Genomic DNA, 26,088 nt, shown 5'->3' with positions numbered 1-26,088 from the left:
CCCGTGCGCCGGCAGAGAACAACCCGATTGCGTACGGGAGTCGCAGTCCGCGATGTGCGCTCCGGTGTGCAGACCATCGCGGACGCCCTGTGCTCGCTGCCGGCCGGGCGCGTCGACGCCACCTGCTCAGTGGTCGCGGCAACCGACCTGGTCGCCGATCTCCGTCGGGATGCCGAACGGGGTGCATTCGAGTGCGCTGCCTTCGCCCAGCTTCTGCCATCTGCCGTCCGAGTGCTTGAACAGCAGCACACCGTCGCCCTGCATCCCGGGGTCGACGGCGATCACACCGGCCGTGGCCCACTGCCTCGCGCACTTGATGTGAGCGGGATCGATCCGTAGGGCGTTGCTCAGCCCCGATGCGCGTTGCAGGGTGGCGGCGCTCACCGGACAGGCGGTCGGGGTGGCGGTGCCAGACGACGTGCTGCGGGTCGGCGAGGCGGTGACGGCGGTGGACGGCGTCGCGGGCGAGGCGGGCGTGGCGCTGGCAGGTGGCGTGCTGCTCGCCCCGGCGACGGGAGCGGGGGAGGGGGTGGTGCAGGCCGCCAGGCCGGCCAGCGCGGCGACGGGCAGGAGGGCGCGGAGCGCGGTCAGGGTCATCGTTCCTCCGGTGAGACATCGATCGGGTTTCCCACTACATGTCCGTGGACCCGCCGGGGTTGCGCTGCCGCTTCGGGGCGCCCACGGATGCTGGTGCAACGGCCAGCTCGGATGCCCTCCTTCGTACATCTGATGTATGTCCGTCTGGCTGGGTGGTCGTCGGCGTGATTCTGGCGGGTCGCCGTGCTGTGCCGCGTCGGGCCGCCGCTGCTCACCCGCCCGTTCGCTCCGCTGACCGGCCAGAGCCGTGCCACCCCTGTCCATCGATCGACCGTTGCCTATTCTGTGGCCCCGGAGTAACCTTCCCGAAACACATCAGATGTCTGGCTCGCCAAAGCCCGGCGTCGGCCTGCTCAGGCAGGGTCCCGGTTGGCGCCACCAAGCGGATCCCCATGTCGAGTCCCATAGTTGTCACGCTTCGGGGTGGCCGGACTGGTCACCGTTTGGAGGATCGATGTCAGACCTGACCCGACGGCAGGCCCTCAAGGTCGGCGCGGCCGGCGCGGGCGGTGCTCTCCTGCCGGTGCCCTGGACCGCCGTGGCACGAGCGGATTCGGCGGCACCGCCACAGGTGTTGGCCGCCGGGGACCTCGCCCTCTGGTACGACGAAGGGGCCGGGAGCGACTGGCTGCGGGCGCTGCCGATCGGCAACGGCCGGCTCGGCGCCATGGTCTACGGCAACGTCGACACCGAGCGACTTCAGCTCAATGAGGACACCGTCTGGGCCGGTGGGCCGCACGATCCCAGCAACCCCAGAGGCGCGGGAGCACTCGCGGAGATCCGCCGGTTGGTCAACGCGAACCAGTGGACCCAGGCCCAGGATCTGATCAACCAGACCATGATGGGCAACCCCGGCGGCCAGCTTGCCTACCAGACCGTCGGCAATCTCCGGCTCGCCTTCGGTTCCGCCAGCGGAGCGTCACAGTACGACCGGACGCTCGACCTCACCACCGCCACCGTCACGACCTCGTACGTGCTGAACGGGGTTCGTCACCAGCGGGAGGTGTTCGCCAGCGCGCCCGACCAGGTCATCGCGATGCGACTGACCGCCGACCGGACCGGCTCGATCAGCTTCACCGCCACCTTCGACAGCCCGCAGCGCACAACGGTGTCCAGCCCGGACGGCACCACGATCGGCCTCGACGGCGTCTCCGGGAACATGGAGGGCGTCACCGGTGCGGTCCGCTTCCTGGCCCTGGCCAACGCGACAGTCAGCGGCGGCAGCGTGTCCAGCTCCGGCGGCACCCTGCGGGTGACAAACGCCAACAGCGTGACCCTGCTGATCTCCATCGGCTCCAGCTACGTCAACTACCGCAACGTCGGCGGCGACTACCAGGGCATCGCCCGGCAGCGCCTCACCGCCGCGCGGGCCAGCAGCTACGACCAGTTGCGCAGCCGGCACGTGGCCGACTACCAGGCGCTGTTCGGCCGGGTCACTCTCGATCTGGGCCGCACGTCCGCGGCCGACCAGACGACGGATGTCCGGATCGCCCAGCACAACAGCGTCAACGACCCGCAGTTCTCCACGCTGCTGTTCCAGTACGGGCGCTACCTGCTGATCTCGTCGTCGCGGCCCGGCACCCAGCCGGCCAACCTCCAGGGCATCTGGAACGACTCGCTGGCCCCGGCGTGGGACTCGAAATACACGATCAACGCCAACCTGCCGATGAACTACTGGCCGGCCAACACCACGAACCTGGCCGAGTGCCACAACCCGGTCTTCGACATGGTCAGGGATCTCGCCGTCGCCGGAGCGCGGACCGCCCAGGTGCAGTACGGCGCTGCCAGCGGCTGGGTCACCCACCACAACACCGACGCGTGGCGGGCCACCGCTGTGGTGGACGGCGCGTTCTGGGGCATGTGGCAGACCGGCGGCGCCTGGCTGTCCACGTTGATCTGGGACCACTACCTGTTCAACGGCGACATCGAGTTCCTGCGCACGAACTACCCGGCCATGAAGGGCGCGGCGCAGTTCTTCCTCAACACCCTGGTGACCGAGCCGACCCTCGGTTACCTGGTGACCAACCCGTCGAACTCGCCGGAGCTGAGCCACCACGCGAACGCCAGCGTGTGCGCCGGGCCGACAATGGACAACCAGATCCTGCGGGACCTGTTCGACGCCTGCGCCCGGGCCAGCGAGATCCTCAACGTGGACAGCACCTTCCGCGCGCAGGTTCGCGCCACCCGGGACCGGCTCCCGCCGATGAAGGTCGGCTCGCGCGGCAACATCATGGAGTGGCTCTACGACTGGGTGGAGACCGAGCCCAACCACCGGCACATCTCGCACCTCTACGGTCTGGCCCCCAGCAACCAGATCACCAAGCGCGGCACCCCGCAGCTGTTCGAGGCCGCCCGACGGACCCTGGCGCTGCGCGGCGACGACGGCACGGGCTGGTCGCTGGCCTGGAAAATCAACTTCTGGGCTCGGATGGAGGAGGGCAAGCGGGCCCACGACCTGATCCGCTACCTCGCCACCACCGCGCGGCTCGCGCCGAACATGTTCGACCTGCACCCGCCGTTCCAGATCGACGGCAACTTCGGCGCCACCGCCGGAATCGCCGAGATGCTGTTGCAGAGCCACACCGGCGAGTTGCACGTCCTGCCCGCGCTGCCGCCGGCCTGGCCGAGTGGGCGGGTGACCGGCCTGCGCGGTCGGGGTGGGCACACCGTCGGCATCACCTGGGCGAGCGGTGTGGCCACCGAGATCCTCATCCGGCCGGACCGGGCCGGCACCGTCCGCCTGCGCTCCCGGATCCTGACCGGCACCGTCACTGTGGTCGACACCGCCGACGGTACGGCGGCCCGGACCACCCGGATCGAGTCCGACCTGATCGACGTCACAGTGCAGGCCGGACGCACCTACCGGGTCACCAGTTCCGGTGCCACCACGCCGACGCTGGAGCAGAGCTTCAGCAACGTCGGCATCACCAGCGACAGCAACACCAACGTCGGGAACTTCGACGGCGGCGGGGCCTCGCTCTCCGCGCAGGCCCTGGCGCAGGCCGGTGCCAGCCCGGGTGGCACGGTGAGCCGCAACGGGGTCAACTTCCGCTGGCCCAACGTCAGCTCCGGGGCCGCCGACAACGCCATCGCCTCGGGCCAGACCATCGGCGTGACCGGCACCGGCAGCACGCTCGGCTTCCTGCTGACCGGCACCTACGGCGCGGTGTCGGGAACAGGCACCGTGGTCTACGCCGACGGCACCCGCCAGACGTTCACGTTGAGCACGCCGGACTGGTACGGCGGGCCGCACTCCGGGGGCACCGCGGCCATCGTGTCCGCGTACCAGAACCGGCCCAACAACGGCCGTCAGGCCACAGCGGCCTGCGTCTACTACGTGGGTGTCGCGTTGCAGAGCAAGGCGGTGGCCTCGGTCGTGCTGCCCAACATCAGCGCCCGGCCCGCCACGAACGTGCCGACCATGCACATCTTCGCCATCGCGATCGGGGGCTGACGGCAACGAATCCTGCTCGGGGGAGCACGACCGGGCCCGTCCCCACTGGGGGACGGGCCCGGTCGCGGCTTGCGGTGCTGCGGTGGTCCTGACCGTCGGTCGCCGTCGTCGGGCGGACGCGGTATTGAGCGGTATACCTCAGAGGTATGACTATGACTCTGAGGTATACCGCTCAACAGCACATCGACGTGCTGGTTCAGCGGATGCGCTCGCCGCGGCTCTCGATCCGGAAGTAGTCGAAGGCGACGTCGAGGTCGGTGGAGGTGCCGGCCCGGTTGAAGGCCAGCAGCCCGGCCTTCGTCGGCTCGACGTTCAGCGTGGTGGAGCCGACGTAGCGGTACACGCTTCCGTCGGTGGAGTAGTAGGCGCGGTAGCTGTCCCCGATCTTGGTCAGTCGTAGCCAGATGGCGCCGTCGGCCCCGACGATGCGCTGGGCGTCGGCTCCGGTGATCTCCAAGGTGGACGCCGTGCCGTTCTGCTCGCGCAGGAAGACGATCCGGGTCTTGTTGACCGCCGCGGTGGCGTTGCCCATCTCCCAGGCGAGCTTCACGTAGTTGTTGTCATCCGCGTACCCGAGCAGACCGCCCTGCTCGTTGTTGGCGGCCAGTGGGCGGGAGAAGACGACCCGGGACTCGGCGGTCCAGTCGCCGTCGACGTCCTGCAGGGCCAGGTTCCTGGCGGTGTTGGCGTTGCCCTGGAGGTCGCCCTGCTGGGCCGTGATGACCAGGGACCCGTCGGCCAGACGCCGGCTGCTCTCATCCGGCCGGACCCACTGCCACTGCGGGCCGAGCTGGGCCGAGGCGAACTCGTCGCTGCCGGTGATGGTGGTGTTCAGGTCAACTGTGTAGACCGACGAGGCGCCGCCGTTGGTGACGGTGACCCGAGCCTGCCCGGTGGGGCTCGTCGCCTGCTCGACAGCGACACTGGCGGCGGAGTCGGCGGCGCTGGCGGTGACCGTCGGCACGGTAGTGGTGCCGGCCGGCGTGAGGGCGTTGTAGCGCAGCACCGTCGGCGCGAAGGACGCCAGACGTGTGCCGTTGACGCGCACTGCCGTCAGCGTCGTGTCGGGCACCAGGTTGAAGACGTAGTTCTTCACCAGGGGGCCGAAGAAGCTCTCGGTCGTGACCTTGACGACCGCCTGACCGGGTACGCCGGCGGCCTGGGAGATGATCTCGTAGCGGGCCTTCCGGTCGGCCGTGCGCACCTTGGTGATGGTCGGCGACGCCCCGGCCGGCACCGGAATGGTGTACGAGGCGTCCGACAGGTTGAAGCCGCCGAACCTCTTCCCGTTCACCACGATCGTCGCCGACAGCGGCGCGTCGTCGACGGGGATGTCCCGCCCGCTGAACTCCTTCCAGTAGTTCACCGAGGTGTCCCGCCAGTCGGCGGCGTCCGCCTCGTGCACCGCCAGCTTGGCGCGTACCTCGGCGAACCGGCGTGCGTCGATGTCGGGTTGGAGCGCGTCCCAGGTCTCCCGCATCCAGGTCACGTACTGCACGCCCATCTGGTAGCGGTAGACCAGCTCGTCCCAGAACGTCCGGCCGCTGTCCATCCGATGGCCCCACGGCACGTGGTGGAACCACATCAGCAGGTTCTCCGGGACCGATTTGATGTTCCCGTAGCGCTGCTGCAGCCGGGGGAAGTACTGGGCGGCCAGGTTGCTGCCGGTGGGGGAGCGGTCGAAGCCCAGACCGACGCTGTCGGCCTTGTTGTAGTAGATCGGGCTCCAGTCGTCGCGGCCCGCCCAGTCGGCGGGGTCGGGGCGGTAGTGGACGCCCTCGGCGAACTGGTGGCCGATGCCCAGCGGCGTCTGGTAGCTCACCAGCGACTCCCACGAGCCCATCATCATCCGGTGGATGGTGTCGACGACGCGCCGGTCGTTGCTCCAGGTCATCCGCGTCCAGTCGGTCGCGATGTCCGCCGACTCCAGCGTCCAGTCCCACGCCTGACGTCCGAAGGCGAAGAGGTTCGCCTGGGCGAAGTGGTGCCCGGTCAGGTTGTCCGCGTTGCCGAGGTTGGCGACACCCACGATGGCGGTGTCCGGGTGGTGCTGGGCGGTCCCGTCGACGATGTTGCCGACCAGGCGCTTCTTGAGCAGCTGCCCGTTCGCGTCGGTCGCGTACGTGTCGGTCTTGAGGATCTCCTCGTACATCGGGCCGAGGTAGGCCAGCATCCAGTTCTGGCCGGTGTACTCCTGCGTGATCTGGAGTTCCAGGGCCTGGTTGGTGTTCTCCATCCGGCCGAACATCGGGTGGATGGGCTCCCGGGCCTGGAAGTCCAGTGGCCCGTTCTTGGTCTGGAGGAACACGTTGTCGGCGAAGCGCCCCCGGCTGCCGTCCGGCTGGACCTCGTCGTCGATCGGCCCGAACTCCAGGTAGGCCCGCTTGAGTCGGTCGTTGTCGACCTCGGCGTTGTAGACGAACGTCCGCCAGTGCACCGTCATCCCGAGCGGCGCCACCGCGGCGGCGATGGCGTTGGCGCCGTCACCGTGGTCGTACCCGAAGTCCTGTGGCCCCGGCTGGCCCTCGGAGTTGGCCTTGACGGTGAGGCCCATGAAGTCCGGGATCGCGGCCTGGATCTGCTGGGCCCGGCGGTGCCACCAGCCCCGGAAATCCGCGCCGTACGGATCGAGTTGGCTGTTGGTCAGCGTGTCGGGGGCGAACCGGCTGTCGGTGGGCGCGGTGTAGCGGATCGACAGGCCCAGCTTGATCCCGTACGGACGCAGCGCGTCGGCGAGGGCCGCCTCCTGCGCGATGCGGGTGCTCGTCAGGTACGCGTTGTCGGCGTTGACGTTGTTGATGGTGATGCCGTTGATGCCCAGCGACGCCAACGCGCGGGCCATGACGAGGTAGCGGTCGAGGATGACGGGCAGGTTCCGGCCGGCGCTGGCACCGGTGGCGGCGAAGTTGAAGATCGCCCCGCTCTCCCCGTTCAGCCCGCCGATTCCGGAGGCGTTGTTGCCCGCGTAGAGACGTTCGGTCTCCCAGTTGTTCAGCAACCGATGCTTGATCTTCGGTGACTCCGCGACGCGGAGGTGGTCGATGGGTTTCTGGGTCTGCAGCAGCCGGAGGAAGGCGAAGGTGCCGTACAGCGCGCCGAGGTCGCTGTTGCCGGCGATGACGGTGAAGCGTGCCCCGCCCCTCGACACCGACCGGACGAGGTAGCCCTCGTCGCCCACTTTGGCCAGGTCGCGGGTCGCGATGGTGCGGCCCACCAGCGGCGAACTCGTCGGCGTGCCCACCACTACCGCGCCGTCGGGGACCGTGCCGCCGTCGACAGTCGCCGTGGGTGTCGGTTGGCCGAGCAGCCCGCCCAGACCGCGGACCAGTTCGTCCCGGGCGGCGCCCAGCGTGGTCTCGACGAGCTTCTCGCTCGAACCGGGGGCCATGGCGAGGTCCGTCGTGTGCCGGTGGACCTTCGTGGCGTCGGCGTTCTCGACCACGATCGCCGTGACCGCGCTGCGGTAGTCACGCAGCAGCTTCGCGTCGTCGACCGGCACGTACCGCAGCCACAGGTCGGAGCCGTTGTAGTCGTCCGGCGACGGGGCCGCGGCGACCGGCGTGGTGGTGGCGACGGTGAGGGTGGCCGCGACGGTGGCCAGTGCCGTGCCCAGCACGATGAGGGTTCGCCGTAGCCGGGGTACCGAAGCTCGGTTCATCGCCATCTCCTCGTTCGTTCGCTGGGACGCCGTTCGGCCCGTCCCGCGAGCGCAACGACGTTGCTGGATGGATGCGCGTCGATCCTTCCCGGCGTGGCTCCGCCCCGGCAACGAGTTGTCGTTTCTTGTCGCGGGGCCGCGCGGCCCTCACGGCAGGCGGACCGCCGGGCCCGGAACGGGCCGCTGCCGCACCCACCCCGGTCGGGCCCGACCGGGGCTCGGGTTGCGCGCGGCCGTCGAGTCGCGGACCACGAGGCGTACCGGCAGGACCATCGGCCGGCCGGTGTGCCCGGGCGCTCCCTCGATCATCGTGAGCAGGTGCCGGGTAGCGGCCGAGCCCTCCGCGTAGAGCGGTGCCGCGACGGTGGTGAGCCCGGGGGTGACGATGTCGGCGGCGAGGATATTGTCGAAGCCCACGACGCTGACGTCGCCCGGAACGTTGACGCCCATCCGGCTGAGACCGCGGATGATCCCGATGGCCATCTGGTCGTTGAAGGCCAGGACCGCCGTCGCGGGACGCGCGCACAGCTCCTGAGCGGCCCGCTCACCGCCGGCCAGGGTGGGGCTGAACGGCCCGATCTGGCGAACCTTGATCTCCAACTCCATGCCGGCTTCGAGCAGCGAGCGCCAGCGCACACCGTTGGGCCAGGACGCCTGCGGCCCCGCGACGTAGGTGATGTGGTCGTGTCCCAACTCGCCGAGGTGCTCGGCGGCCCGCCGCACGCCGCGCGGGTCGTCAGTGACGACGCACGGCACGTCGGCGAGGGCGCGGTTGAGGACCACCACCGGCCGCTGCTTGGCGACCATCCGGATGGCCGAGTCGGACATCCGGCTGCTGGCCAGCACGATGCCGTCGACTGTCGACATGGTGCGTTCGACCGCCGCCCGTTCCAGCCGGTCGGACTCCTGGGCGTCGATCAGCACCGTGGTGTACTCGCCGTCGGCCGCCACCTCCTGCGCGCCGCGCACGATCTCGGCGTACACCGGGTTGGTGATGTCGGCGATGACCAGCGCGATCATCTGCGTCCGCGACGTGGTGAGGGCGCGAGCGAGAGGGTTGGTCCGGTAGCCCAACCGCTCGGCGACCTGCCGGATCCGTTCGGCGGTCTCGGAGTTGACCCGACTCGGTCGGGAGAAGGCGCGGGACACGGTGGACGGCGAGACGTCCGCATCGAGGGCGACGTCGTAGATCGTGACTCGCCTTCCCGGCGGCCTGGTGTGGTCGGGCATCTGCATGCTCCTCCCGGCTAGGCGCCGTGATCATGCTATGGCGGCCGTGAATACTCGGCAATGCCCCCGCAACAATCCAGCGGTCCGATCACATTCGCGCGAGGCAATACATGGCAACCCGTTGCCGCCGCGGCGCGCCGGCTGCCTCAATCAGCACTGATGACACCTGGCGGAGGGAACGGCTCATGGGTATCACGCGGCGCGGCGCTCTCCTGGTCACGGCATCGTCGCTCCTGGTGGGCACTGTCGGGTGCGGGGCACCCGAGGCCCCCGGCGACAACACTGGCGACAGCACCGGCGAGGTGCCACAGCGGCCCGGGAAGGCCGTCACGCTCAACGTCCTCGACGTGGCGGGCAACCTCCAGCTGACCCAGGGGATGATCGACGAGTTCGTCTCGAAGAACCCCGACGTGATCTCCCGGGTGACCTACTCGAAGGCGCCGGCGCCCGAGCTGGCCGGGAAGATCAAGGCCCAGCAGGGGGCGGACCGGGTGGACATCGGCCTCGTGCTGACCGGCGTCGACGGCCTGGCCGCCGGGATCGAGCAGGGGCTCTGGATCGACCTGCTGCCGACCTTCCAGGACCGCCTCGGCGGCATGAGCAACTACCTGGAGCCGGCCGCCGCGATGCAGAAGCTCGCCGGCAACGCGGGCGTCACCGTCACCTACTACCCGTCGGGTCCGCTGCTCGAATATCTGCCGTCCCGCCTGGCGACGCCACCCACCAGCGCGGACGCGCTGCTCGCCTGGGCCAGAGCCAACCCCCGCAAATTCCAGTACGCCCGGCCGGCCAACTCCGGCCCGGGGCGCACGTTCCTGATGGGTCTGCCCTACATCCTGGGCGACTCGAACCCCAAGGACCCCACAGCCGGCTGGGACAAGACGTGGGCCTTCCTCAAGGAACTGGGCCAGTACGTCGACTACTACCCGTCCGGCACCACCGAGACGATGAAGAACCTCGCCAACGGCACCGCGCACCTGATCGTCAGCACGACCGGTTGGGACATCAACCCGCGGGTGCTCGGCACGGTGCCCAAGGAGGCCAGGATCACCCCGATCGACGGCTTCCACTGGGTCACCGACGCGCACTACGCCGTCCTGCCCAAGGGCGTGTCGACCGACACCCAGGCCGCCGTGCTGGCCCTGCTGGCGTTCATGCTCACCCCTGAACAGCAGGCGAAGGCGTACGACGAGGGGTACTTCTACCCCGGCCCGGCCATCAAGGAGGTCCAGCTCTCGTCGGCGCCGCAGAAGAGCCAGGACGCGATCCGGGAGTTCGGTCGCCCCGAGTACGACGCGCTGATCGCCGGCAACCCGACCGAGGTCCCGCTCGACGCGAAGAGCCTGGTGGCGGCGTTCAGCCGCTGGGACCGCGAGATCGGCGGCGGCAAGGTCAAGCAGGGATGAGCGCCTTCACCCAGCTGCGGCTGGACGGGGTGTCCCGCCGATTCGGGGGCCAGGCCGCGCTCACCGAACTGGACCTGACGATCGAGGCGGGGGAGTTCATCGCCCTGCTCGGCCCGTCCGGCTGCGGCAAGTCGACGGCGTTGAACTGCCTGGCCGGGCTGCTGCCGTTGACGGAGGGGAGCATCTGGCAGGACGAGCGCCGGATCGACACGCTCCCGCCGGAGCGGCGCGGCTTCGGCATGGTGTTCCAGAGCTACGCCCTCTTTCCGCACCTGACGGTCCGGGCGAACATCGCCTTCGGGCTGCGGATGCGGCGGCTGCCCAAGGAGGAGACGCGCCGGCGTACGGAGGAGGCGGTGCGCCTGGTACGACTGGAGGACCACGTCGACAAGCTGCCCGGTCAGCTCTCGGGTGGCCAGCAGCAACGCGTCGCCATCGCCCGCGCCGTCGTGTTCGAGCCGTCCCTGGTGTTGATGGACGAGCCGTTGAGCAACCTCGACGCCAAACTGCGCCTGGAGATGCGGACCGAGATCCGCCGGCTGCACCAGTCGTTGGGGCTCACCACCGTCTACGTGACCCACGACCAGGAGGAGGCGCTCTCCCTGGCCGACCGGCTCGTGGTGCTGCGGGAGGGGCGGGTGCAGCAGATCGGCTCGCCGCGTGAGCTGCACACCCGACCGGCGAACTGGCACGTCGCCGACTTCATGGGCTACCGCAACCTGTGGCGGGGGCAGGTGGAGCAGCTCGACGGGCCCCGCGCCACCGTCGAGTCGTCCGGTCACCGCCTGATCGGCGAGGTGGTGGGGGATCTTCAGCCCCGGGCGGAGGCCATGGTCGCGGTACGCCCCGAGGACATCCGCGTCGACGGCCCCGGCGAGACCCGCAACGCCATGTCGGCGACGGTCGAGGTGGTGGAGTACCAGGGCCGCGAGTTGGCGGCCGAGGCCCGCACCGACACCGGGCTGCTGCTGCACCTGCGGACCGAGCAGCGGATCGCCCCGGGCGACCAGGTCAAGCTCGCCGTCGACCCGCAGCGGCTGCTCGTCTATCCCGCCGACGCGGCGCGGGAGACCGACCGCCTCCCGGAGGCTGCGGGGACGACCCGGTGAGCGGGCCCGGGAGGCCGCTGGCGCACTGGCAGCACCGTCTCGCCGAGCGGGGCGTCGACCGTCAGCTCTGGTTACTGGTCCCGGCCCTGGTCTTCGTCATCGCCCTGTTCCTCTATCCGTTCTTCTACGGGCTGACGCTCTCGTTCCAACCCACCAACGGTGGGCCGTTCAGCGACTACGCCCGGTTCTTCTCCGACTCCTACGAGCGGGGCACGATCTGGATCACGCTGCGGATCGCGTTGCCCGCCGCGCTCCTGAACGTCCTCGCCGCGGTGCCGATCGCCTATCGGATGCGCGGCCGGTTCCGGGGCAAGCGGCTGGTCACCACGCTGCTGGTAGTGCCGATCACGCTCGGCACGGTCCTCACCGCACAGGGGTTGCTGAACTTCCTCGGCCCGACCGGCTGGTTCAACCGGATCCTGCTGGCCAGCAACCTCGTCGACGAGCCGGTGCGGCTGACCCACAACTACTGGGGCGTGTTCTTCTCGCTGGTCATCACCGGCTTTCCGTTCGCGTTCCTGCTGGTGCTCTCGTACCTGTCCGGCATCGACCCGACCCTGGAACGCGCGGCCGCGACGCTGGGCGCGGACTGGCGTCGCCGGTTCACCCGGATCACCCTGCCGCTGCTGATGCCCGGCCTCGCCACGACCTTCTGCCTGACGTTCGTCCTGGCGTTCAGCGTGTTCCCGTCTGCCGTACTGGTCGGCAACCCGGCCGGGGAGACCCGGGTCATCTCCCTCGCCGCCTACCAGGCGGCCTACGAGCAGTACGACTACCCGTACGCGTCGGCGATCGCCATGATCATGGGCTTCGTCGAGCTGGTCATCATCGCTGTGGTGCTGGCCGCTCGTAGCCGCTTCTACACCGGCTCCACCGGAGGCAAGGGCTGATGGCAACGACCACCCAGGCCCCACCAGCGCGGCCCGCCGCCACCAGCACCGACCGGCGGCGGCGCATCGTCGCCCGCCCGGCCGCCTGGATCGTGTGGGGCGTCGTCATCTTCTTCTTCCTCAACCTGCTGGGCGTCGTGGCGTCCGTGCTGGTCAGCTCGTTCGGCCAGCGCTGGTTCGACACCTGGCTCCCGGACGGCTACACCACCAGCTGGTACGCCCGAGCCTGGGACGAGTTCGCGCTCCTCCAGGTCATCGTCGTGACGCTGGAGGTCTCCGTACTCGTCGTGGGTCTCTCGCTGGTGATCGGCGTGCCGGCCGCCTACGCCCTCGCCCGGCGCTCCTTCCCGGGCAAACGGCTGATCTTCCTGGTGTTCCTGCTGCCCATCCTGATGCCCCCGATCACCTACGGCATCCCGCTGGCGACCGTCCTCTACAAGTTCGGCCTGGCCGGGCACATGTCCGGGGTGGTGCTCGCCAACCTCGTGCCGTCGGTGCCCTTCGTCATCCTGACCATGACCCCGTTCATCGAGCAGATCGACCCGAAGATCGAGAGCGCGGCGCGCATGTGCGGCGCGGGCCTGCGCACGGTGTTCCTCCGGGTTCTCACGCCGCTGCTCGTGCCGGGCATCCTCGCCTCCGCGATCCTCGTGCTGGTGCGGACCGTGGGCATGTTCGAGCTCACCTTCCTGACCGCGGGGCCGGACTCGCAGACCCTGGTGGTGGCGCTCTACTACTCGATGTCCGCGTCCGGGATCAGGGCTCAGCAGTCGGTCGACGCCATGGCGGTCATCTACACCTCGATGATGCTGGTCCTCCTCGTCGTCGCGCTGCGCTACGTCAATCCGACCCAACTGGTGGCGCGGGTCAAGGACGAACCGGAGCACTGAGGCCGGCGCCGGCGTCGAGGATCTCGCCCAGGCGACCCGCGACGCTGAGGAGCGCGGGCAGCCTCGCCCGCAGACCGCGATAGGCGGCGGCGACAGCCGGGTCCACAGCGACGGGCTCGCCGCCGGCGACCCCGGGATCGAGCTGGCTGACCGCCTGCTGAAGATCGGAGGTGTGACCGATCGCGAAGAGCCCGAGGGTCGCCGCGCCGAGGGTGACCTGGTCGGCCACACCCGCGACGCGGACCGGACAGTCCAGCACCGCAGCCATCACCTCACGCCACAGCGGAGACCCGAAGGCGCCACCGGTCAGGCGGACGCTGTGGATCGGCGTCAGCTCGGCCAGCCGGTCACGGACACCAGCGAGTTGCAGGCAGACGCCCTCCACCGCGGCCCGGACCAGGTGCCCACGCGAGTGCTCGCTGCGCAGGCCCAGGAACGCGCCCGGCGGGGCGCAGCCCTGCGGCGGGGCCTCGTCGGCCCGCAGGTAGGGCAGCATCACGAGACCGTCACTGCCCGGTGCGATCCGCTCGGCGAGTTCCAGGAGCGCGAGCGCGGCACCGTCGTCACCGAGGACGCGTCCCGCCCACCGTACGACGTTGCCGCCGTTGCTGAGCGCACCGCCGACAACCCACGCGTCGTCGGTCAACGCACCGCAGGAGAAGGTCTCCGACGGGTCGGTGAGGGGAGCCTCGACGACCGTCCGCAGGGCCCCGGTGGCCCCGAGCGTCAGGCCACCGACTGTGGGGTCGATCGCCGCCGCGCCCAGACTCCGCAACGGGCCGTCTCCCGCGCCGACGACCACCGGTGTGCCGGAGGGTAGGCCGACCGCGCGCGCGGCCGTCGGCGACAACCGCAACACCGCCGTCGTGGGCAGCACCGGGGGTAGCTGACTCTCGGACGCCCCGGCAAGATCGAGTACGGCGGGACTCCACAGCCGACGGTGCACGTCGAACATTCCGGTGCCGGATGCCGAGGACAACTCCGTCACCAACATTCCGGTGAGCCGATGGACGACGTAGTCCTTGAGGCCGATCCACCATCGCGTCGCCGTGCAGAGATACGGCTCGTGGCGGGCGAACCACAGCAGCTTGCAGAGCGGGTTCATCGGGTGCACGGGTGTGCCCGTCAACCGGTGCAGCTCCCGGCTTTGGCCGGAGGACCGCAACTCACGGGCCGCCTCCGACGACCGCGTGTCGCGCCGGGTCAGCAGTGGCGTCACCGGCGTCATGGCCGCGTCCAGCCCGATCAGGCCGTACCTGGCGGAGCTCAGAGCGACGGCTACCACCTCCGCACCGGCGGTGCCGGCCACACACGCGGACATCGCCGCCAGTGTGGCCGCCATCAGCACGTCGGGCTTCTGCACCTGCCAGCCGGGCACCGGTTCAAGCAGTGGGTACTCCCGCGTCGCGACGTGTCGTGCGGTGCCGTCCAGTGCGAACGCGACAGCCCGCACGGCAGTGGTGCCCACGTCGACACCGACGATCACCCGACGCTCCGGCCCCATCCGCACATGGTCGAGCGGCGTTCGCCGGGCCGGCAAGCTGTTGCGCGCAGTTGTCCTGTCGTGGCACGAAGCCCAGCACACTAGCGCCGATGGTTGTTGCGGCCATCCGCATGACCGGCCGAAGGCCGAAGACGAAGAAGACCGAGCGCTTCACCTCACCCGGCACCGACGTCAGACGGTGAACCTGCCGCCCTTGATGCCCCGGACGAAACCGGCCCACTGACCCGCGCCGAACGACAGCACCGGTCCCTCCCGGTCCTTGGAGTCCCGGACCATGACCATCGGGGTTGGCGTGGCAACCTCGACGCAGTTCCCCTCGTTGCTGCGGGTGCTCGTCTTCCAGTTGAGCGTGGTCATGTTAGTTCCTCTGCGATCGATGCCATGAGTTTGCGAGACTGCGCTTCGGTCAGCGCGGGGTTCTCCATGATGTCCCACGCCTCTCCGTACGCTGCGACCTCGGCGGGCTTATCGAGGTAGAGCGCACCTGTGAGGCTGTCGGAGTAGATGATCGACGGCTCGGCTCCCCCCTCGAATTCGAGGATCGTGAACGTGCCGCTGGTCATGTTGCCCCGGTGCAGACCCCCGGCTAACGGAATTACTCGCAGCGAGACGTTCGGCTGCCTGCTGACCTTGATCAGGTGTTGCAGTTGCTCAGCGTCCACCCCACGCCGCAAGACAGCCTCCTCGAGCAGAACGTCGAACTGCGGCGCAGGTGGTGCCGAGCGCGTCAGCAGCGCCTGACGACCGAGACGCACGGCTAGCCGTCGCTCGATCTCCGCCCGGGTGATGTCTGGACGGGCTACCTGTAAGACGCGGGTAGCGTACTTCTCGGTCTGAAGCAGGCCGGGAACAAGCTGCCCTTCGTACGTCCGGAGTCGAGCTGCTGCGGCTTCTAGTCCCACGTACAGCTCGAACCACTCGGGGATGGCGTCACCGTAGGAGTGCCACCAGCCTCGCCCCTTCGTCTCCTTGGCGAGGCCCATCAAAGCCTCGGTCAGTTCTGGTGACGCTCTGTAGATTCTGCACATCGCTTCTACGTCGAGCGATCTCATCGAAGTAGCGCCGGTCTCGATGCGCCAGATCTTCGGTGTCGACCACTCCAGCGCGTCGGCTGCTGCCTTGACCGTCACGCGGGCTTCCTCGCGAAGCTGTCGCAGGTACCGCCCTAGCTGTCGCCTCGGGACTGTAGAGCCGGTGTCTGTCGTCACTGCCGCTCTCCTTATCCGTGACTACATACCGGGCGCAGCTTGCACTCGATATGTAACTCCTATCGGTCACGCGTAGCAACGAAATCTATCAAGATGAAATCTGCTCTTATGTTTCATCCAAAATGTAATATTGCATATCCGCGTTGACCGGTAAACCATTGCGCTGGGTGTGGTGGTCGAGTCACTGTGGGTAGCCGTGCTGCCGCCAACCTCTACGAGGGAGGGCGGATGAGCCGGCACGTGCCTTACGGCGAGTACCTGGCGGCGGTGGCGATGACTCTGGCTCGCAGGCATAAGCCGGTGTGGTCGTGGATCAGGTGGCGGAACGTCTGCACGTGCGGGAACGAGCTGCCGTGTCGGATCAGACACAAGATCCCGATCAACCGGGGTCACTGGCCGGGTGAGAGCTGATGACCACACACGGGCCGGTGCTTCCGCTGTGGCTGTGCGAGGCGTGCGAGCGACCTTGGCCATGTCCCACCCGCCGCTTGGAGCTGCGGGGGGAGTACGCCACGTCGCCCGCAGCCCTCAGGATCTACATGGGCTCGCATCTCACCGCAGCCATCGAGGACATGTCCTGGGCTCCCGCCGACACCGTGTACCGCAGATTCCTCGGGTGGCTGGCATGAAGGCGGGAGACGTCGTGCTGATCGGGTCGGCCTGCTCGGTGCAGTTCTCCGGGGATCGGGCCCTGATGCTGCGTCTGGTGTCGATCGGCGAGACCGACCCGTACAACGACTGGATCTGGATCACCGGGTACGTGCTCGACACGAAGGGGCTGGCTACGGCCAAGCGCGAGCTGTACGTCTTGAGGGCCGGGTTGCGTATCCGACGGCGAACCGCCCCGGCGAGTGCGCAACCGCGGCGGTCCGGTTCGCGCATGATGGCCTAATAAGCCAGCTGCACCAAATCTCCTTCCACGGCGTGGCCCGGTCGACAACCGCCGGCACCCACGGCGCAAGCGGGCAACACCCACCGTCCACATCAGTTAGATTCCTCGCGCGGCGGTTGACACGCGGGGTGTCAACACGGGGCGTCGCGGGTGCGTTGCACGGCGACAAGCCTGTCCGCCTCGGGTCCGCGTGTATGAGCGACCGTTTCACGGCGCGCTCTGAGCGGAAGGCGGGAACGGTCACCCATGATCCGAGCACAACGCCTGGTCTCCCTGTCGGCGGCGGCCCTCATGGCGCTGGCGGCCACGGTCTTCGTCGCCGCCGGCGCCGCCCCGGCGTCCGCCGGCGTCGCCCCGGTGTCCGCTGACCCGACGCCGTCGCGCTACCCCTACAGCAACCGTGACGTCGGCTTCTCCGAGGTCGGCTTCGACTTCAAGACTCCGGGTGGGATCGGCGACCATCTGGACCGCATGCAGGCGTTCGTCCCGGGCCGCACGCCGATCATCAGGGCATGGACCGACTTTCACACGTACGCGTCGAAAGATGAGGTCACGGGTGCCATCAGCATGGACTTCGACCACCTCGACAAGGTGGTGATGGAGGCGCACCGCAAAGGCATGCGACCGCTCGTGACCCTGTTCGGCTCGCCCAGCTGGCTCAACGGCGGCCACATCTGGACGGCCAACCCGACCCAGGACCCGCCGGAGACCTGGCTGCCGGCGGACAGCGAGGCCTGGAAGACGCTCGTGGACCTGACCGTGCAGCACTACGGGCCGCCGCCGGGTTCGCCGCCCGGCACCCCGCCCATCGTCGACGCCTTCGAGGTGTGGAACGAGCCGAACATCGACGGCTTCGGCAAGTACGACGGCGTGTACGGGGACGACGGCGTCATCCGGCCGGGGGACGGGATCTACGACACGGCCGCCGACGCGACCGCGACACTGGCCCGGTACTGGGAGCTGGTCAAGATCGCGTCCACGGAGATCCACAGCACGTGCGGCCAATGTTATGTGCTGGCCGGCGGGTCGGCGGGGCTCGGCGCGATTCACGGCGACGCGGCGAGGTCGCCGTCGGCGTGGCTGGACTGGGGGTACGCCCACGGTTACAAGGACACGTTCGATGCGGTCGCCCATCATCCGTACTCCGAGATGAACGAAGCCCCGGACACGCCGAAGTGTGGCGCGCCCTGGGAGAACCTGTTCGGACCGCCGGCCGACGACACGCCCGGGCAGGTCTGTGGTGAGCTCGCTGCGCTCCGCGACGTAATGGTGCGGAGAGACGACGCGGGCAAGAAAATCTGGGGCACCGAGTGGGGCTACGGGCTGATCACCCCCAATCCCGCCTGGTGGTGGTCGGAGAAACGCGACCAGTTGGTCAAGGGCGTCCGGATGTGGCAGGCGCAGGACTACACCGGCCCGCTCGTCCTGTTCTCGTACCGCGACTCCAAAGGCAACCCGTACGGCATCGTCGAGGAGCAGGGCTTCGTCAAGAAGGACGTGACGCTCTACGACGACCTGAGCCTGGCGTTCACCAACCCCGACCTGCGGGTGCCGTTCAAGTCGCAGGGCGGGATCGGCGGGTACGACCTGTCCGATCCCCGAGACCGGGTGGTGCCGTTCGACTACGAGCACACCGGCAAGCTCGACCACCTGCTGGTCTACCGGCCGGGCACCGGGATCGTGTACGTGCTGCGGCGAAAGACGACGGTCGGCGCCGAGCGGCCCAGCTTCGAGACGGTGTTCAGGTCCACGAACGGGATCGGCGGCTTCGATCTGAGCAGCGCCAACGACCAGATCATCAGCTACGACTTCGCGCACACCGGCCGGCAGGACTACCTGGTGCTGTACCGGCCGGGGACGGGCGTTGTGCACGTCGTCGGCCACGCGTCGGACGGCAGCTTCTGGCCGGTGTACACCTCGACCAGCGGCATCGGTGGCTACGACCTGGCGTCGACGAAGGACCGGCTCGTGGCCTACGACTACGAGCACACCGGCAAGCTCGACCACCTTGTGGCGTACCGGCCCGGCGACAACGTGCTGTTCATCCTGCAGCACAGCGCCGCGGGGCCGTTCACGCCGGTCGTCGGTTCGCATCAGGGCATCGACGGCTTTGCCCTGACCAGCCCGGACGACCAGGTCATCGCCTACGACTATGCGCACACCGGCAAGCAGGACGCCCTGCTGCTGTACCGCCCCGGCGCCGGGCTCGTCACCATCGTCGGGCACGGGGCCGGCAACACCTTCTGGCCGCACCTGATCTCGTCGAGCGGCATCGCCGGCTACGACCTCGCCGACCGGCGGGACCGCATCGTCGCCTTCGACTACGCCCACACCGGCATGGCCGACCACCTCGTCGTCTACCGGCCCGGCACCGGCTACCTGGACGTGGTGCGGCACGACCCCACCGACACGTACTCGGCGGTCCACGTCTCCCACCAGGGCGTCGGCAGCGTCGGCTGGTTCGACCTGCGCAACGCCCAGGACCGGATCGTCGCCTATGACTTCGGGCATACCGGCAGCGCGGACCATCTGCTGCTGTACCGGCCCGGCGGGCGCGCCGTCACCATCGGCACGCGATAGGACATGCCTTAAGGACAGACCGGCGGCGGCGGGTCCCGGTGCGACCGGGGCCCACCGCCGACCGAGCGTCAGGCGTTCGGCAGGTGCGGCTCAGCCGGGCCACCGTTCAATGTGCCTGTGGGGACCATCGGGTGATCCTCGGTCCCGTCGTGTTCGCCCTTGCCGTGGACGATGCACGATAACGCCCGAGGGCGCTCAGACCAGGAACTCCTCGCGCATCCGCGCGCCTAGGTTGATCCCACCGACCGCCCGTGGGCCGGCCGGATCGTGCACGGCGACGGTGTTGTTACGACGCATCAGCTCCCGGACCGCGGGCGGCAGCCGCGGCGGGTCGTCCATGGCCGCGAGGACCCGCCCGGCACTGACGATCAGCCGATCGGCCAGGGTGGCGGCGTCGGTGTCCACCCGCACCCGGCCGTACTCCCAGCCGGAGGTGGTCAGGTCGAGCACCTCGAACACGCGGGTCACCAGCGGGTTCGGGTCGGTCACCCGGTCGAGCCGGGGCGCCCGGCTGCCGACCACTGTGACGGCGGCGGCCACCTGCGCGTACGGGTGGAAGCCGCACGGCAACGCGAACAGCGGCCAGCGCAGGGCGGGCCCCGCCTCCTTCCACAGCGGCCGGTAGTTACGGCGGTGCACCAGCAGTCGCCGGCCCGTCCGCCGGTGGATCTCCTGGGCCTGGGCCTGAAGGTCCACGTGGGCCTCGTCGGCGACCTGGCTCACGATCCGGGTCGCCACCACCAGGCCGTCGTCACTGTCGAGCGAACCGGTGAGCGCGTCGACCTGCTCGGTGAACCGGATCCGCGCGTGGGGGCCGTACCGGGACTGGACGTCGTGCAGCAGCGCCTGCTGGCGTCCCGGGTCGAGCTGGACTCGCCTACCGCCCAGCAATCGACGGAGCCAACGCATGTCGCCTCGATTCAGCAGAGCCGTCGCGGACGGCGGCAATGCTAGTGCGTCGACCCTCCCTCATGTTCCCAAGGGGGCTGATCCACTCCTGCCTCGGGGGCGGCGATCACCGCCGACGCGGCGTGATCAGCCCCGACTCGTACGCCCACACGACCAGCTGGGCCCGGTCACGGCAGTGCAGCTTCGTCATCGCCCTGTTGACGTGTGTCTTGGCGGTCAGCGGGCTGATCACCATGCGCGCGGCGATCTCGTCGTTGGTCAACCCACGGGCGACCAGCTCGACGATCTCCTGCTCCCGGGCGGTCAGCACGTCACGTCCGGCCGTCGGCACGGCAGGCGGTGGGCCGGCCACGAACTCACTGATCAGTGTGCGGGTGACGGTCGGCGCGAGCAGCGCGTCGCCGCGCGCGACAACGGTGACGGCGTGCAGCAGGTCGGCGGGGTCGGCGTCCTTGAGGAGAAAGCCGCTGGCGCCCGCGCGAAGGGCGGCGAACACATAGGAGTCGAGCCCGTAGTTGGTGAGGATGAGAACGCGGATCGCGGCCAGGTCGGGATCAGCGGTGATGCGCCGGGTGGCTTCGATGCCGTCGAGGCCGGGCATCTGCACGTCCATCAGGACGACGTCCGGGCGCAGACACCGTGACAGGTGGACAGCCGAGGTGCCGTCGGTCGCCTCACCGACGACCTCCAGGTGGTCCTCGGCGTCGAGCAGTGCCCGGAAGCCGGCTCGCATCAGCGCCTGGTCGTCGGCGATCAGCACCCGGATCATTCCGGCTCCCGTAGCGGGAAGGTGGCCCGGACGGTGAACCCGTGGTCGTCGTGCGCGGCGGTCCGCAGCGTGCCGCCCAGGGCACTGACCCGTTCCCGCATGCCGCGCAGTCCCACGCCCGGGGTCAGCGGCTCAGCCGGCGACGCCTGACCGTCGTCGGTGACCGCGACGGTCAGCCCCGCCGGGGCGTACTCCACCTGGATGTGCGCGGTCGCGGGCCCAGCGTGGCGGGCCACGTTGGTGAGGGCCTCCTGGATGACCCGGTACCCGGCCTGGTCGACCTCGTCGGGCAGGTCCCCGCGTTGACCGGTGACGGTCACCTGCACCGGTACGCCGACCGCCCGGGTGCGCTCGGCCAGCTCGTCCACCCGGGCCAGCCCGACCCGATCGCCGTCGGTTGGCGCGCGGAGGACGTCCAGGGTCGTACGGAGTTCGCGCATCGCGGCGCCGCTGGCCTCCTGGATCGCCAGCAGCGTGGCCGACGGCTCCTCGCCGTGTTTGCGGGCCAGGTGCACGGCGATCCCCGCCTGCACCTTGATCACCGAGATGCTGTGGGTCAGGGAGTCGTGCAGGTCGCGGGCGATGCGCAGCCGCTCCTCCCCGGCGCGCCGCAACGCCATCTCCTCGCGGGTGCGTTCGGCCTCGAAGGCCCGCTGCTCGACCTGCTCCAGGTACGCCCGGCGCTGCCGCGCGACGAGCCCGGCGACGTTGGCCGCCACGAACCAGCCGAGCAGCAAGGCCGTCCGCTCGGCGACCAGTTGACCTGGCCGGTTGGCCGGCGCCATCGAGATGTCGCGGGCCAGGAAGCTACCGAGAAAAGCGAGGCTGGCCACGGCGGCGGCCGACCGGTGTCCCTGCCAGGCGCTGACGTAGACCGCGCAGAGGACGGGGAACGCTGCGGACACCCCGGGGTGCACCCGGACGTGAACGGCCAGCATGGCGACGGTGACCACGCCCAGCGCCACCACCGGGTAGCGCCGGCACGCCGCCAGGGCCACCACAGTGGCCAGGACCAGGGCGACGTCGAGCACCTCGACCGGCGCGGCGTCCGGGGTGAGCACGGCGTTGCCGAGCAGGAGGACGCCGAGGGCGAGACCGCCGAGGGCGTACGGGAGGTCACGGCGCATGGACGCACTGTAGAACGGCCGTCGTCGGTGCAGCATCCCGCGCGCGTGGTACCTGCGGCGTACCACGGTCGCGGTATGAGCGGCGGGGCAAGTGTCTGCGGCGGCACGACGTTTTCCCGGCTCGCTGGAACAAGCATCGAGCTCATGACGTACCGCTTCTTCACCCCCACGCCCCCGAGGGCGGCCACCGGCCGCACCGCGGCGGTCTACCAACAGTTGCGCGACGACTTTCTCGGGCCGTTGCCGACCTTCCAGGCGCTCTCGGCTGTGCCGGAGGTGCTGGCCGCGACCTGGGCGCTGATGCGGGAGGCGCTGCTCGCCGGGGACGCGCCCCGGGTCGACCGCGAACTCGTCGCGGCGACGGTGTCCCGGGCCAACCGCTGTCAGTTCTGCGTCGACGCCCACGTGCTGCTGCTGCACGCGCTGGGCGTACCGAAGCTGGCCGAGGCCGTCGCCCGGGGCGAGACGCCCGCCGAGCCGAGGCACGCCGTGCTCGTCGGTTGGGCGCAGGCGAGCCGCAGCCCCAGAGCCGCCGACTGGACCAGCACCCACGGCCCGGAGATCACCGGCACCCTGCTCGCCTTCCACTTCATCAACCGGGTCGTGTCCGCGTTGCTCGACCCCGATCTGCTCCCCGGCGGTCTGCAACGCTCCCCGCTGGTGCGCTCGGTCGGGGGCCGGCTCTACGCCAAGGCGGCCCGGGAGTCGAAGGAGCCCGGCGCAAGCCTTCCGCTCCTCGACGCCGACCCGGCGGCATCACCTCCCGCGTGGGCGGGGGACAGCCCGGTGGGCGTCGCCTACGCGTCGCTGCGCGACGCCGCCGTGCGGGGTGGGGATCTGCTGCTGGGCGACGTGGCGCGCGAGACCGTCACGGCCACCGTGCGCTGGGAGGACGGGCGGTTCCCGGCCCGGCCGGCGGACTGGGCCGTCGACCTGGTCCGGGACGTGCCGGGCACGGACCGCATCGGGACGCGGATCGCGTTGCTGGCGGCGTTCGCGCCCAGCGCCATCAGCCCGGGCGACGTCGCTCTCTGGCGGCTCTCCCACCCCGCCGACGCCGACCTCGTGCGGTTGGTCGCGTACGGGGCGATCACGGCCACCGATCACGTCGCCCGGGCTCTCGCCTCGGCGCGCCTCTAGGAGGTAACCCATGCGCAAGGCTCTCGTCATCGTCAGCGCCGTGTTGCTCGTCGCGTTCGCCGTGCAGTTCGTCCTCGCCGCCGTGGGCGGGTTCACCAGACCCGCAGGCGAGGACGCGTACGCGCTGCACAGCGTCAACGGCATGGCGGTCATCCCGATTCTCACAGTGCTCACCGCGGTGTTCGCGGCGCTGGCGAAGGCGCCGGGAAAGGTCATCGGACTGGCGATCCTGCCGATCGGCCTCGTCGTCCTCCAGCCGATCATCGCCATGCTGGCCGAGGCGTCCACCGACGCGTCGGGTGTCAGCACCCCGCTCGGCCTGACCATCGGCGGGTTGCACGCGCTCAACGGAATCATCGCGGTGCACGTCGTGGTCGGCGTCCATCGGGCGGCGCGACAGCTGACCGCTCCGGCTCCCGCCGAAGCGGCCCGGCTGGTCACCCGGGAAGGAGAGCCGGCGTGACCACCGGCTCGCTGCTCGTGGCCGACCTCGTGATCGCGGTCCTCGCGGCCGCCGCCTGGCTGGGCGGTGGCGCCGCGTCCGCCGCCCGCCGCCGCCCGTTCGCACTGGGACTGGCGGCCGTCGCGCTGCTCGCCACGCTCACCCGCGCGATCACGATTACCGCCCTCGCCCGCGCCGGCTGGTGGTTCGCCGCGGAGAAGGTCCTCATCGCGGCCCCACTGTCGCTCGCGGCGGTGGGCGTCGCCGGTCCGCGGTTGCTGCGGGCCCCGGGTGACATCCGGGCCGTCGCGGTTCCGCTGCTCTTCGCCGGGTACGCCACGAGCAGCGCCCTGCTCCTGACGGTCCTGCACGGCTATCCGGCGTCGGCAGGGGCGGGGCTGCTCGCGGTCGCCGGGGTCGTGGCGGCGACGGTGATCTCGGCGCGTGCGCTCGGTGCCCGCCCGTCCCGGACGGTGTCCCGGGTGGCCCTCGTGGTGGCGGTCGCGGCGCTGCTGACCGGAACCGGGCTGACCGTCGCCCCGGGCGCCGCGCCCGCCGTACCGCATGATCATGGTCTTGCGGCGGCCCGGATCGCCGACGAACCCACCCGGCGGTTCACACTGACCGCCGCAACCGCCACCGTGGACGCGGGCGGCCGGAACGTCGCGGCCTGGGCGTTCAACGGACAGGTCCCCGGACCGGAGCTGACCGCCACCGTCGGCGACGTCCTGGAGGTGACGCTGCGCAACCGGGACATCGGGCGCGGGGTCACCCTGCACTGGCACGGGTACGACGTGCCGAACGATCAGGACGGGGTGCCCGGGGTGACGCAGGCGGCGGTGCGGCCCGGGCAGGAGTTCGTCTACCGGTTCCGCGCCGACCAGGCAGGCACGTACTGGTACCACACGCACTCGGCCTCCGACGTCGGCGTGCGGATGGGTCTCTACGGGGTGCTGGTGGTGCGACCGGGCCCGGTGACCGGCCTCGACGTCACAGTGCCGGTGCACACCCTGTCGGGCCGTCCGTTGCCCGCGCCGAGAGTGGAGAAGCTCGACGCCGGCGTGCCGGTGCGGTTGCGGCTGATCAACACCGACAGCACGACGCACCGGTACGCGGTGGCCGGGACCGCGTTCCGGGTGGCCGCGATCGACGGCGTCGACCTGCGCGGCCCGACGCCGCTGGTGGACACCGCCGTGCTGATCCCGGCCGGGGGACGCTACGACCTGGTCTTCGACGCGCCGGCGACCCCGGTGGCGCTGTTCGTCGACGGGCGGACGGTCTACTCGACCGGCCCGGTGTCGACGGCGACCGGCGCCTGGCCGGTGCTCGATCCGCTCGGCTACGGCGCGACCGCCCCGGTGCCCTGGTCCCGGTTCGACAAGACGTTCACCCTCGTCCTCGATCGCGGCCTCGACCTGCGCGGACTGCTACCCCGGTACGCCCACACCGTCAACGGCGCGGCCGACCCGGACATCCCGCCGCAGGTCGTACGCCTGGGCGACGTCGTACGGTTCACCATCGTGAACAGGTCGCAGATCGTGCACCCGTGGCACCTGCACGGCCACCACGTCCTGGTGCTGGCCCGCGATGGCGAGCCGGCGGCCGGGAGCCCGCTGTGGCTGGACTCCTTCGACGTCCGTCCAGGTGAGGTGTGGGAGGTGGCGTTCCGGGCCGACAACCCGGGGATGTGGGCCAATCACTGCCACAACCTGGCGCACGCCGATGCCGGGATGACGCTGCATCTCATGTACTCGTGATCACGGAGGCCTGTAGTTTTCTGTCATGACCGATGACACCTTCCGTTCGGTGGCGATCGAGCGCACCAGCCTGGGCAACTACGTCGTGCGGAACTCCCGTGGCGGGTCGGTGTCGTTGGGCACGGGCGAGGACGGCAGTTTCACGCCGGTGGAGTTGCTGCTGGCCGCTATCGGCGGCTGCACCGCTGTCGACGTGGACCACATCACCAGTCGTCGTGCCGAGCCGACCGGGTTCGCCGTCGCCGTCACCGGTGACAAGATCCGCGACGAGGCCGGCGGAAACCGGATGCGGAACCTGCGGGTCGAGTTCACAGTCACGTTCCCCGAGGGTGCGGAGGGCGACGCGGCCCGCGCGGCGCTGCCCCGGTCGTTGCAGCAGTCGCACGATCGGTTGTGCACTGTCTCCCGTACCGTTGAGCTCGGCACTCCCGTCGCGATCGCCGAGGGCCCCGCGCCCACCGGAGATTGACCGGCGCTGAGCACTGCTACTCAGGCCTGTGCGGTTCGTTGGTGTAAGGGTGACGGC

Annotated in this window: 20 protein-coding genes; 11 read left to right on the top strand and 9 right to left on the bottom strand. The window is 70.0% G+C overall.

What is annotated here, in order from left to right; all coding sequences use genetic code 11:
• Positions 1–126 precede the first annotated feature (126 nt).
• On the bottom strand, positions 127–597 hold the full coding sequence (locus tag NIE111_RS15365; protein WP_238685037.1) for a hypothetical protein: 471 nt from the start codon (positions 595–597) through the stop codon (positions 127–129).
• Positions 598–1,051: 454 nt separating this feature from the next.
• Here NIE111_RS15365 and NIE111_RS15360 point away from each other — a divergent pair, with 454 nt between their 5' ends.
• Positions 1,052–4,051: a glycoside hydrolase family 95 protein gene (locus NIE111_RS15360; protein WP_238685036.1), complete on the top strand. Its 3,000-nt coding sequence runs from the start codon at positions 1,052–1,054 to the stop codon at positions 4,049–4,051.
• Positions 4,052–4,247: 196 nt separating this feature from the next.
• Here NIE111_RS15360 and NIE111_RS15355 read toward each other — a convergent pair whose 3' ends face one another.
• Together NIE111_RS15355 and NIE111_RS15350 are read right to left on the bottom strand one after the other, a co-directional pair.
• Positions 4,248–7,709, bottom strand: coding sequence for an alpha-glucuronidase family glycosyl hydrolase (locus NIE111_RS15355; RefSeq protein ID WP_238685035.1), 3,462 nt, complete (start codon positions 7,707–7,709; stop codon positions 4,248–4,250).
• 147 nt (positions 7,710–7,856) lie between these two features.
• Positions 7,857–8,939 carry a LacI family DNA-binding transcriptional regulator gene (locus tag NIE111_RS15350; RefSeq protein ID WP_238685034.1) on the bottom strand — a complete coding sequence of 361 codons (1,083 nt, stop codon included), beginning with the start codon at positions 8,937–8,939 and terminating at the stop codon, positions 7,857–7,859.
• A gap of 185 nt (positions 8,940–9,124) precedes the next feature.
• On the opposite strand from NIE111_RS15350, the gene NIE111_RS15345 reads away from it, so the two are divergent.
• From NIE111_RS15345 to NIE111_RS15330, 4 genes are read left to right on the top strand one after another with little or no spacing between them, the layout of a single operon-like run.
• Positions 9,125–10,345, top strand: a complete 1,221-nt coding sequence (locus tag NIE111_RS15345; protein ID WP_238685033.1) for an ABC transporter substrate-binding protein — start codon at positions 9,125–9,127, stop codon at positions 10,343–10,345.
• On the top strand, positions 10,342–11,454 hold the full coding sequence (locus NIE111_RS15340) for an ABC transporter ATP-binding protein (RefSeq protein ID WP_238685032.1): 1,113 nt from the start codon (positions 10,342–10,344) through the stop codon (positions 11,452–11,454). The genes NIE111_RS15345 and NIE111_RS15340 overlap by 4 nt, the downstream gene beginning before the upstream one ends.
• The gene (locus NIE111_RS15335; RefSeq protein ID WP_238685031.1) at positions 11,451–12,344 is read left to right on the top strand and encodes an ABC transporter permease; all 894 of its coding nucleotides are present in this window, start codon (positions 11,451–11,453) and stop codon (positions 12,342–12,344) included. Before NIE111_RS15340 ends, NIE111_RS15335 begins: the two co-directional genes overlap by 4 nt.
• Positions 12,344–13,234, top strand: a complete 891-nt coding sequence (locus NIE111_RS15330) for an ABC transporter permease (RefSeq protein ID WP_238685030.1) — start codon at positions 12,344–12,346, stop codon at positions 13,232–13,234. Before NIE111_RS15335 ends, NIE111_RS15330 begins: the two co-directional genes overlap by 1 nt.
• On the opposite strand, the gene NIE111_RS15325 is transcribed toward NIE111_RS15330, so the two are convergent.
• The 3 genes from NIE111_RS15325 to NIE111_RS15315 all read right to left on the bottom strand — a co-directional run bounded on the left by NIE111_RS15325 (position 13,212) and on the right by NIE111_RS15315 (position 15,946).
• Positions 13,212–14,738: a gluconokinase gene (locus NIE111_RS15325; RefSeq protein ID WP_238685029.1), complete on the bottom strand. Its 1,527-nt coding sequence runs from the start codon at positions 14,736–14,738 to the stop codon at positions 13,212–13,214. The genes NIE111_RS15330 and NIE111_RS15325 overlap by 23 nt on opposite strands.
• A 171-nt stretch (positions 14,739–14,909) precedes the next feature.
• Positions 14,910–15,095, bottom strand: coding sequence for a DUF397 domain-containing protein (locus NIE111_RS15320; RefSeq protein ID WP_238685028.1), 186 nt, complete (start codon positions 15,093–15,095; stop codon positions 14,910–14,912).
• Positions 15,092–15,946: a helix-turn-helix domain-containing protein gene (locus NIE111_RS15315; RefSeq protein ID WP_238685027.1), complete on the bottom strand. Its 855-nt coding sequence runs from the start codon at positions 15,944–15,946 to the stop codon at positions 15,092–15,094. Before NIE111_RS15315 ends, NIE111_RS15320 begins: the two co-directional genes overlap by 4 nt.
• A gap of 625 nt (positions 15,947–16,571) precedes the next feature.
• Here NIE111_RS15315 and NIE111_RS15310 point away from each other — a divergent pair.
• Positions 16,572–16,838, top strand: a complete 267-nt coding sequence (locus NIE111_RS15310) for a hypothetical protein (protein ID WP_238685103.1) — start codon at positions 16,572–16,574, stop codon at positions 16,836–16,838.
• 246 nt (positions 16,839–17,084) lie between these two features.
• Positions 17,085–19,418 (top strand): hypothetical protein, encoded by a 2,334-nt coding sequence (locus tag NIE111_RS15305; RefSeq protein WP_238685026.1) that lies wholly within the window; start codon positions 17,085–17,087, stop codon positions 19,416–19,418.
• Positions 19,419–19,613: 195 nt separating this feature from the next.
• Here NIE111_RS15305 and NIE111_RS15300 read toward each other — a convergent pair whose 3' ends face one another.
• The 3 genes from NIE111_RS15300 to NIE111_RS15290 all read right to left on the bottom strand — a co-directional run bounded on the left by NIE111_RS15300 (position 19,614) and on the right by NIE111_RS15290 (position 22,223).
• A complete protein-coding gene (locus NIE111_RS15300) occupies positions 19,614–20,327 on the bottom strand; it encodes a hypothetical protein (RefSeq protein WP_238685025.1) in 714 nt (237 codons plus the stop codon).
• A gap of 106 nt (positions 20,328–20,433) precedes the next feature.
• On the bottom strand, positions 20,434–21,096 hold the full coding sequence (locus NIE111_RS15295; protein ID WP_238685024.1) for a response regulator: 663 nt from the start codon (positions 21,094–21,096) through the stop codon (positions 20,434–20,436).
• Positions 21,093–22,223 carry a sensor histidine kinase gene (locus NIE111_RS15290; RefSeq protein ID WP_238685023.1) on the bottom strand — a complete coding sequence of 377 codons (1,131 nt, stop codon included), beginning with the start codon at positions 22,221–22,223 and terminating at the stop codon, positions 21,093–21,095. Before NIE111_RS15290 ends, NIE111_RS15295 begins: the two co-directional genes overlap by 4 nt.
• Before the next feature lie 144 nt (positions 22,224–22,367).
• Between NIE111_RS15290 and NIE111_RS15285 the strand changes: the two genes are divergently transcribed.
• The 4 genes from NIE111_RS15285 to NIE111_RS15270 are packed head-to-tail and all read left to right on the top strand — an operon-like array spanning position 22,368 to position 26,031.
• Positions 22,368–23,363 carry a carboxymuconolactone decarboxylase family protein gene (locus tag NIE111_RS15285; RefSeq protein ID WP_238685022.1) on the top strand — a complete coding sequence of 332 codons (996 nt, stop codon included), beginning with the start codon at positions 22,368–22,370 and terminating at the stop codon, positions 23,361–23,363.
• Positions 23,364–23,373: 10 nt separating this feature from the next.
• Positions 23,374–23,826 (top strand): DUF6220 domain-containing protein, encoded by a 453-nt coding sequence (locus NIE111_RS15280; RefSeq protein WP_238685021.1) that lies wholly within the window; start codon positions 23,374–23,376, stop codon positions 23,824–23,826.
• The gene (locus NIE111_RS15275) at positions 23,823–25,562 is read left to right on the top strand and encodes a multicopper oxidase family protein (protein ID WP_238685020.1); all 1,740 of its coding nucleotides are present in this window, start codon (positions 23,823–23,825) and stop codon (positions 25,560–25,562) included. Before NIE111_RS15280 ends, NIE111_RS15275 begins: the two co-directional genes overlap by 4 nt.
• A 25-nt stretch (positions 25,563–25,587) precedes the next feature.
• Complete coding sequence (locus NIE111_RS15270) at positions 25,588–26,031, top strand: OsmC family protein (RefSeq protein ID WP_238685019.1); 444 nt, start codon at positions 25,588–25,590, stop codon at positions 26,029–26,031.
• Positions 26,032–26,088: the final 57 nt, after the last annotated feature.

This window comes from Micromonospora hortensis, from assembly GCF_022230935.1.
In the GTDB taxonomy this organism is placed as follows: Bacteria; Actinomycetota; Actinomycetes; order Mycobacteriales; family Micromonosporaceae; genus Micromonospora; species Micromonospora hortensis.
The sequence above is the reverse complement of the archived record's forward strand: the minus strand, read 5'-3'. Positions and strand labels throughout refer to the sequence as shown.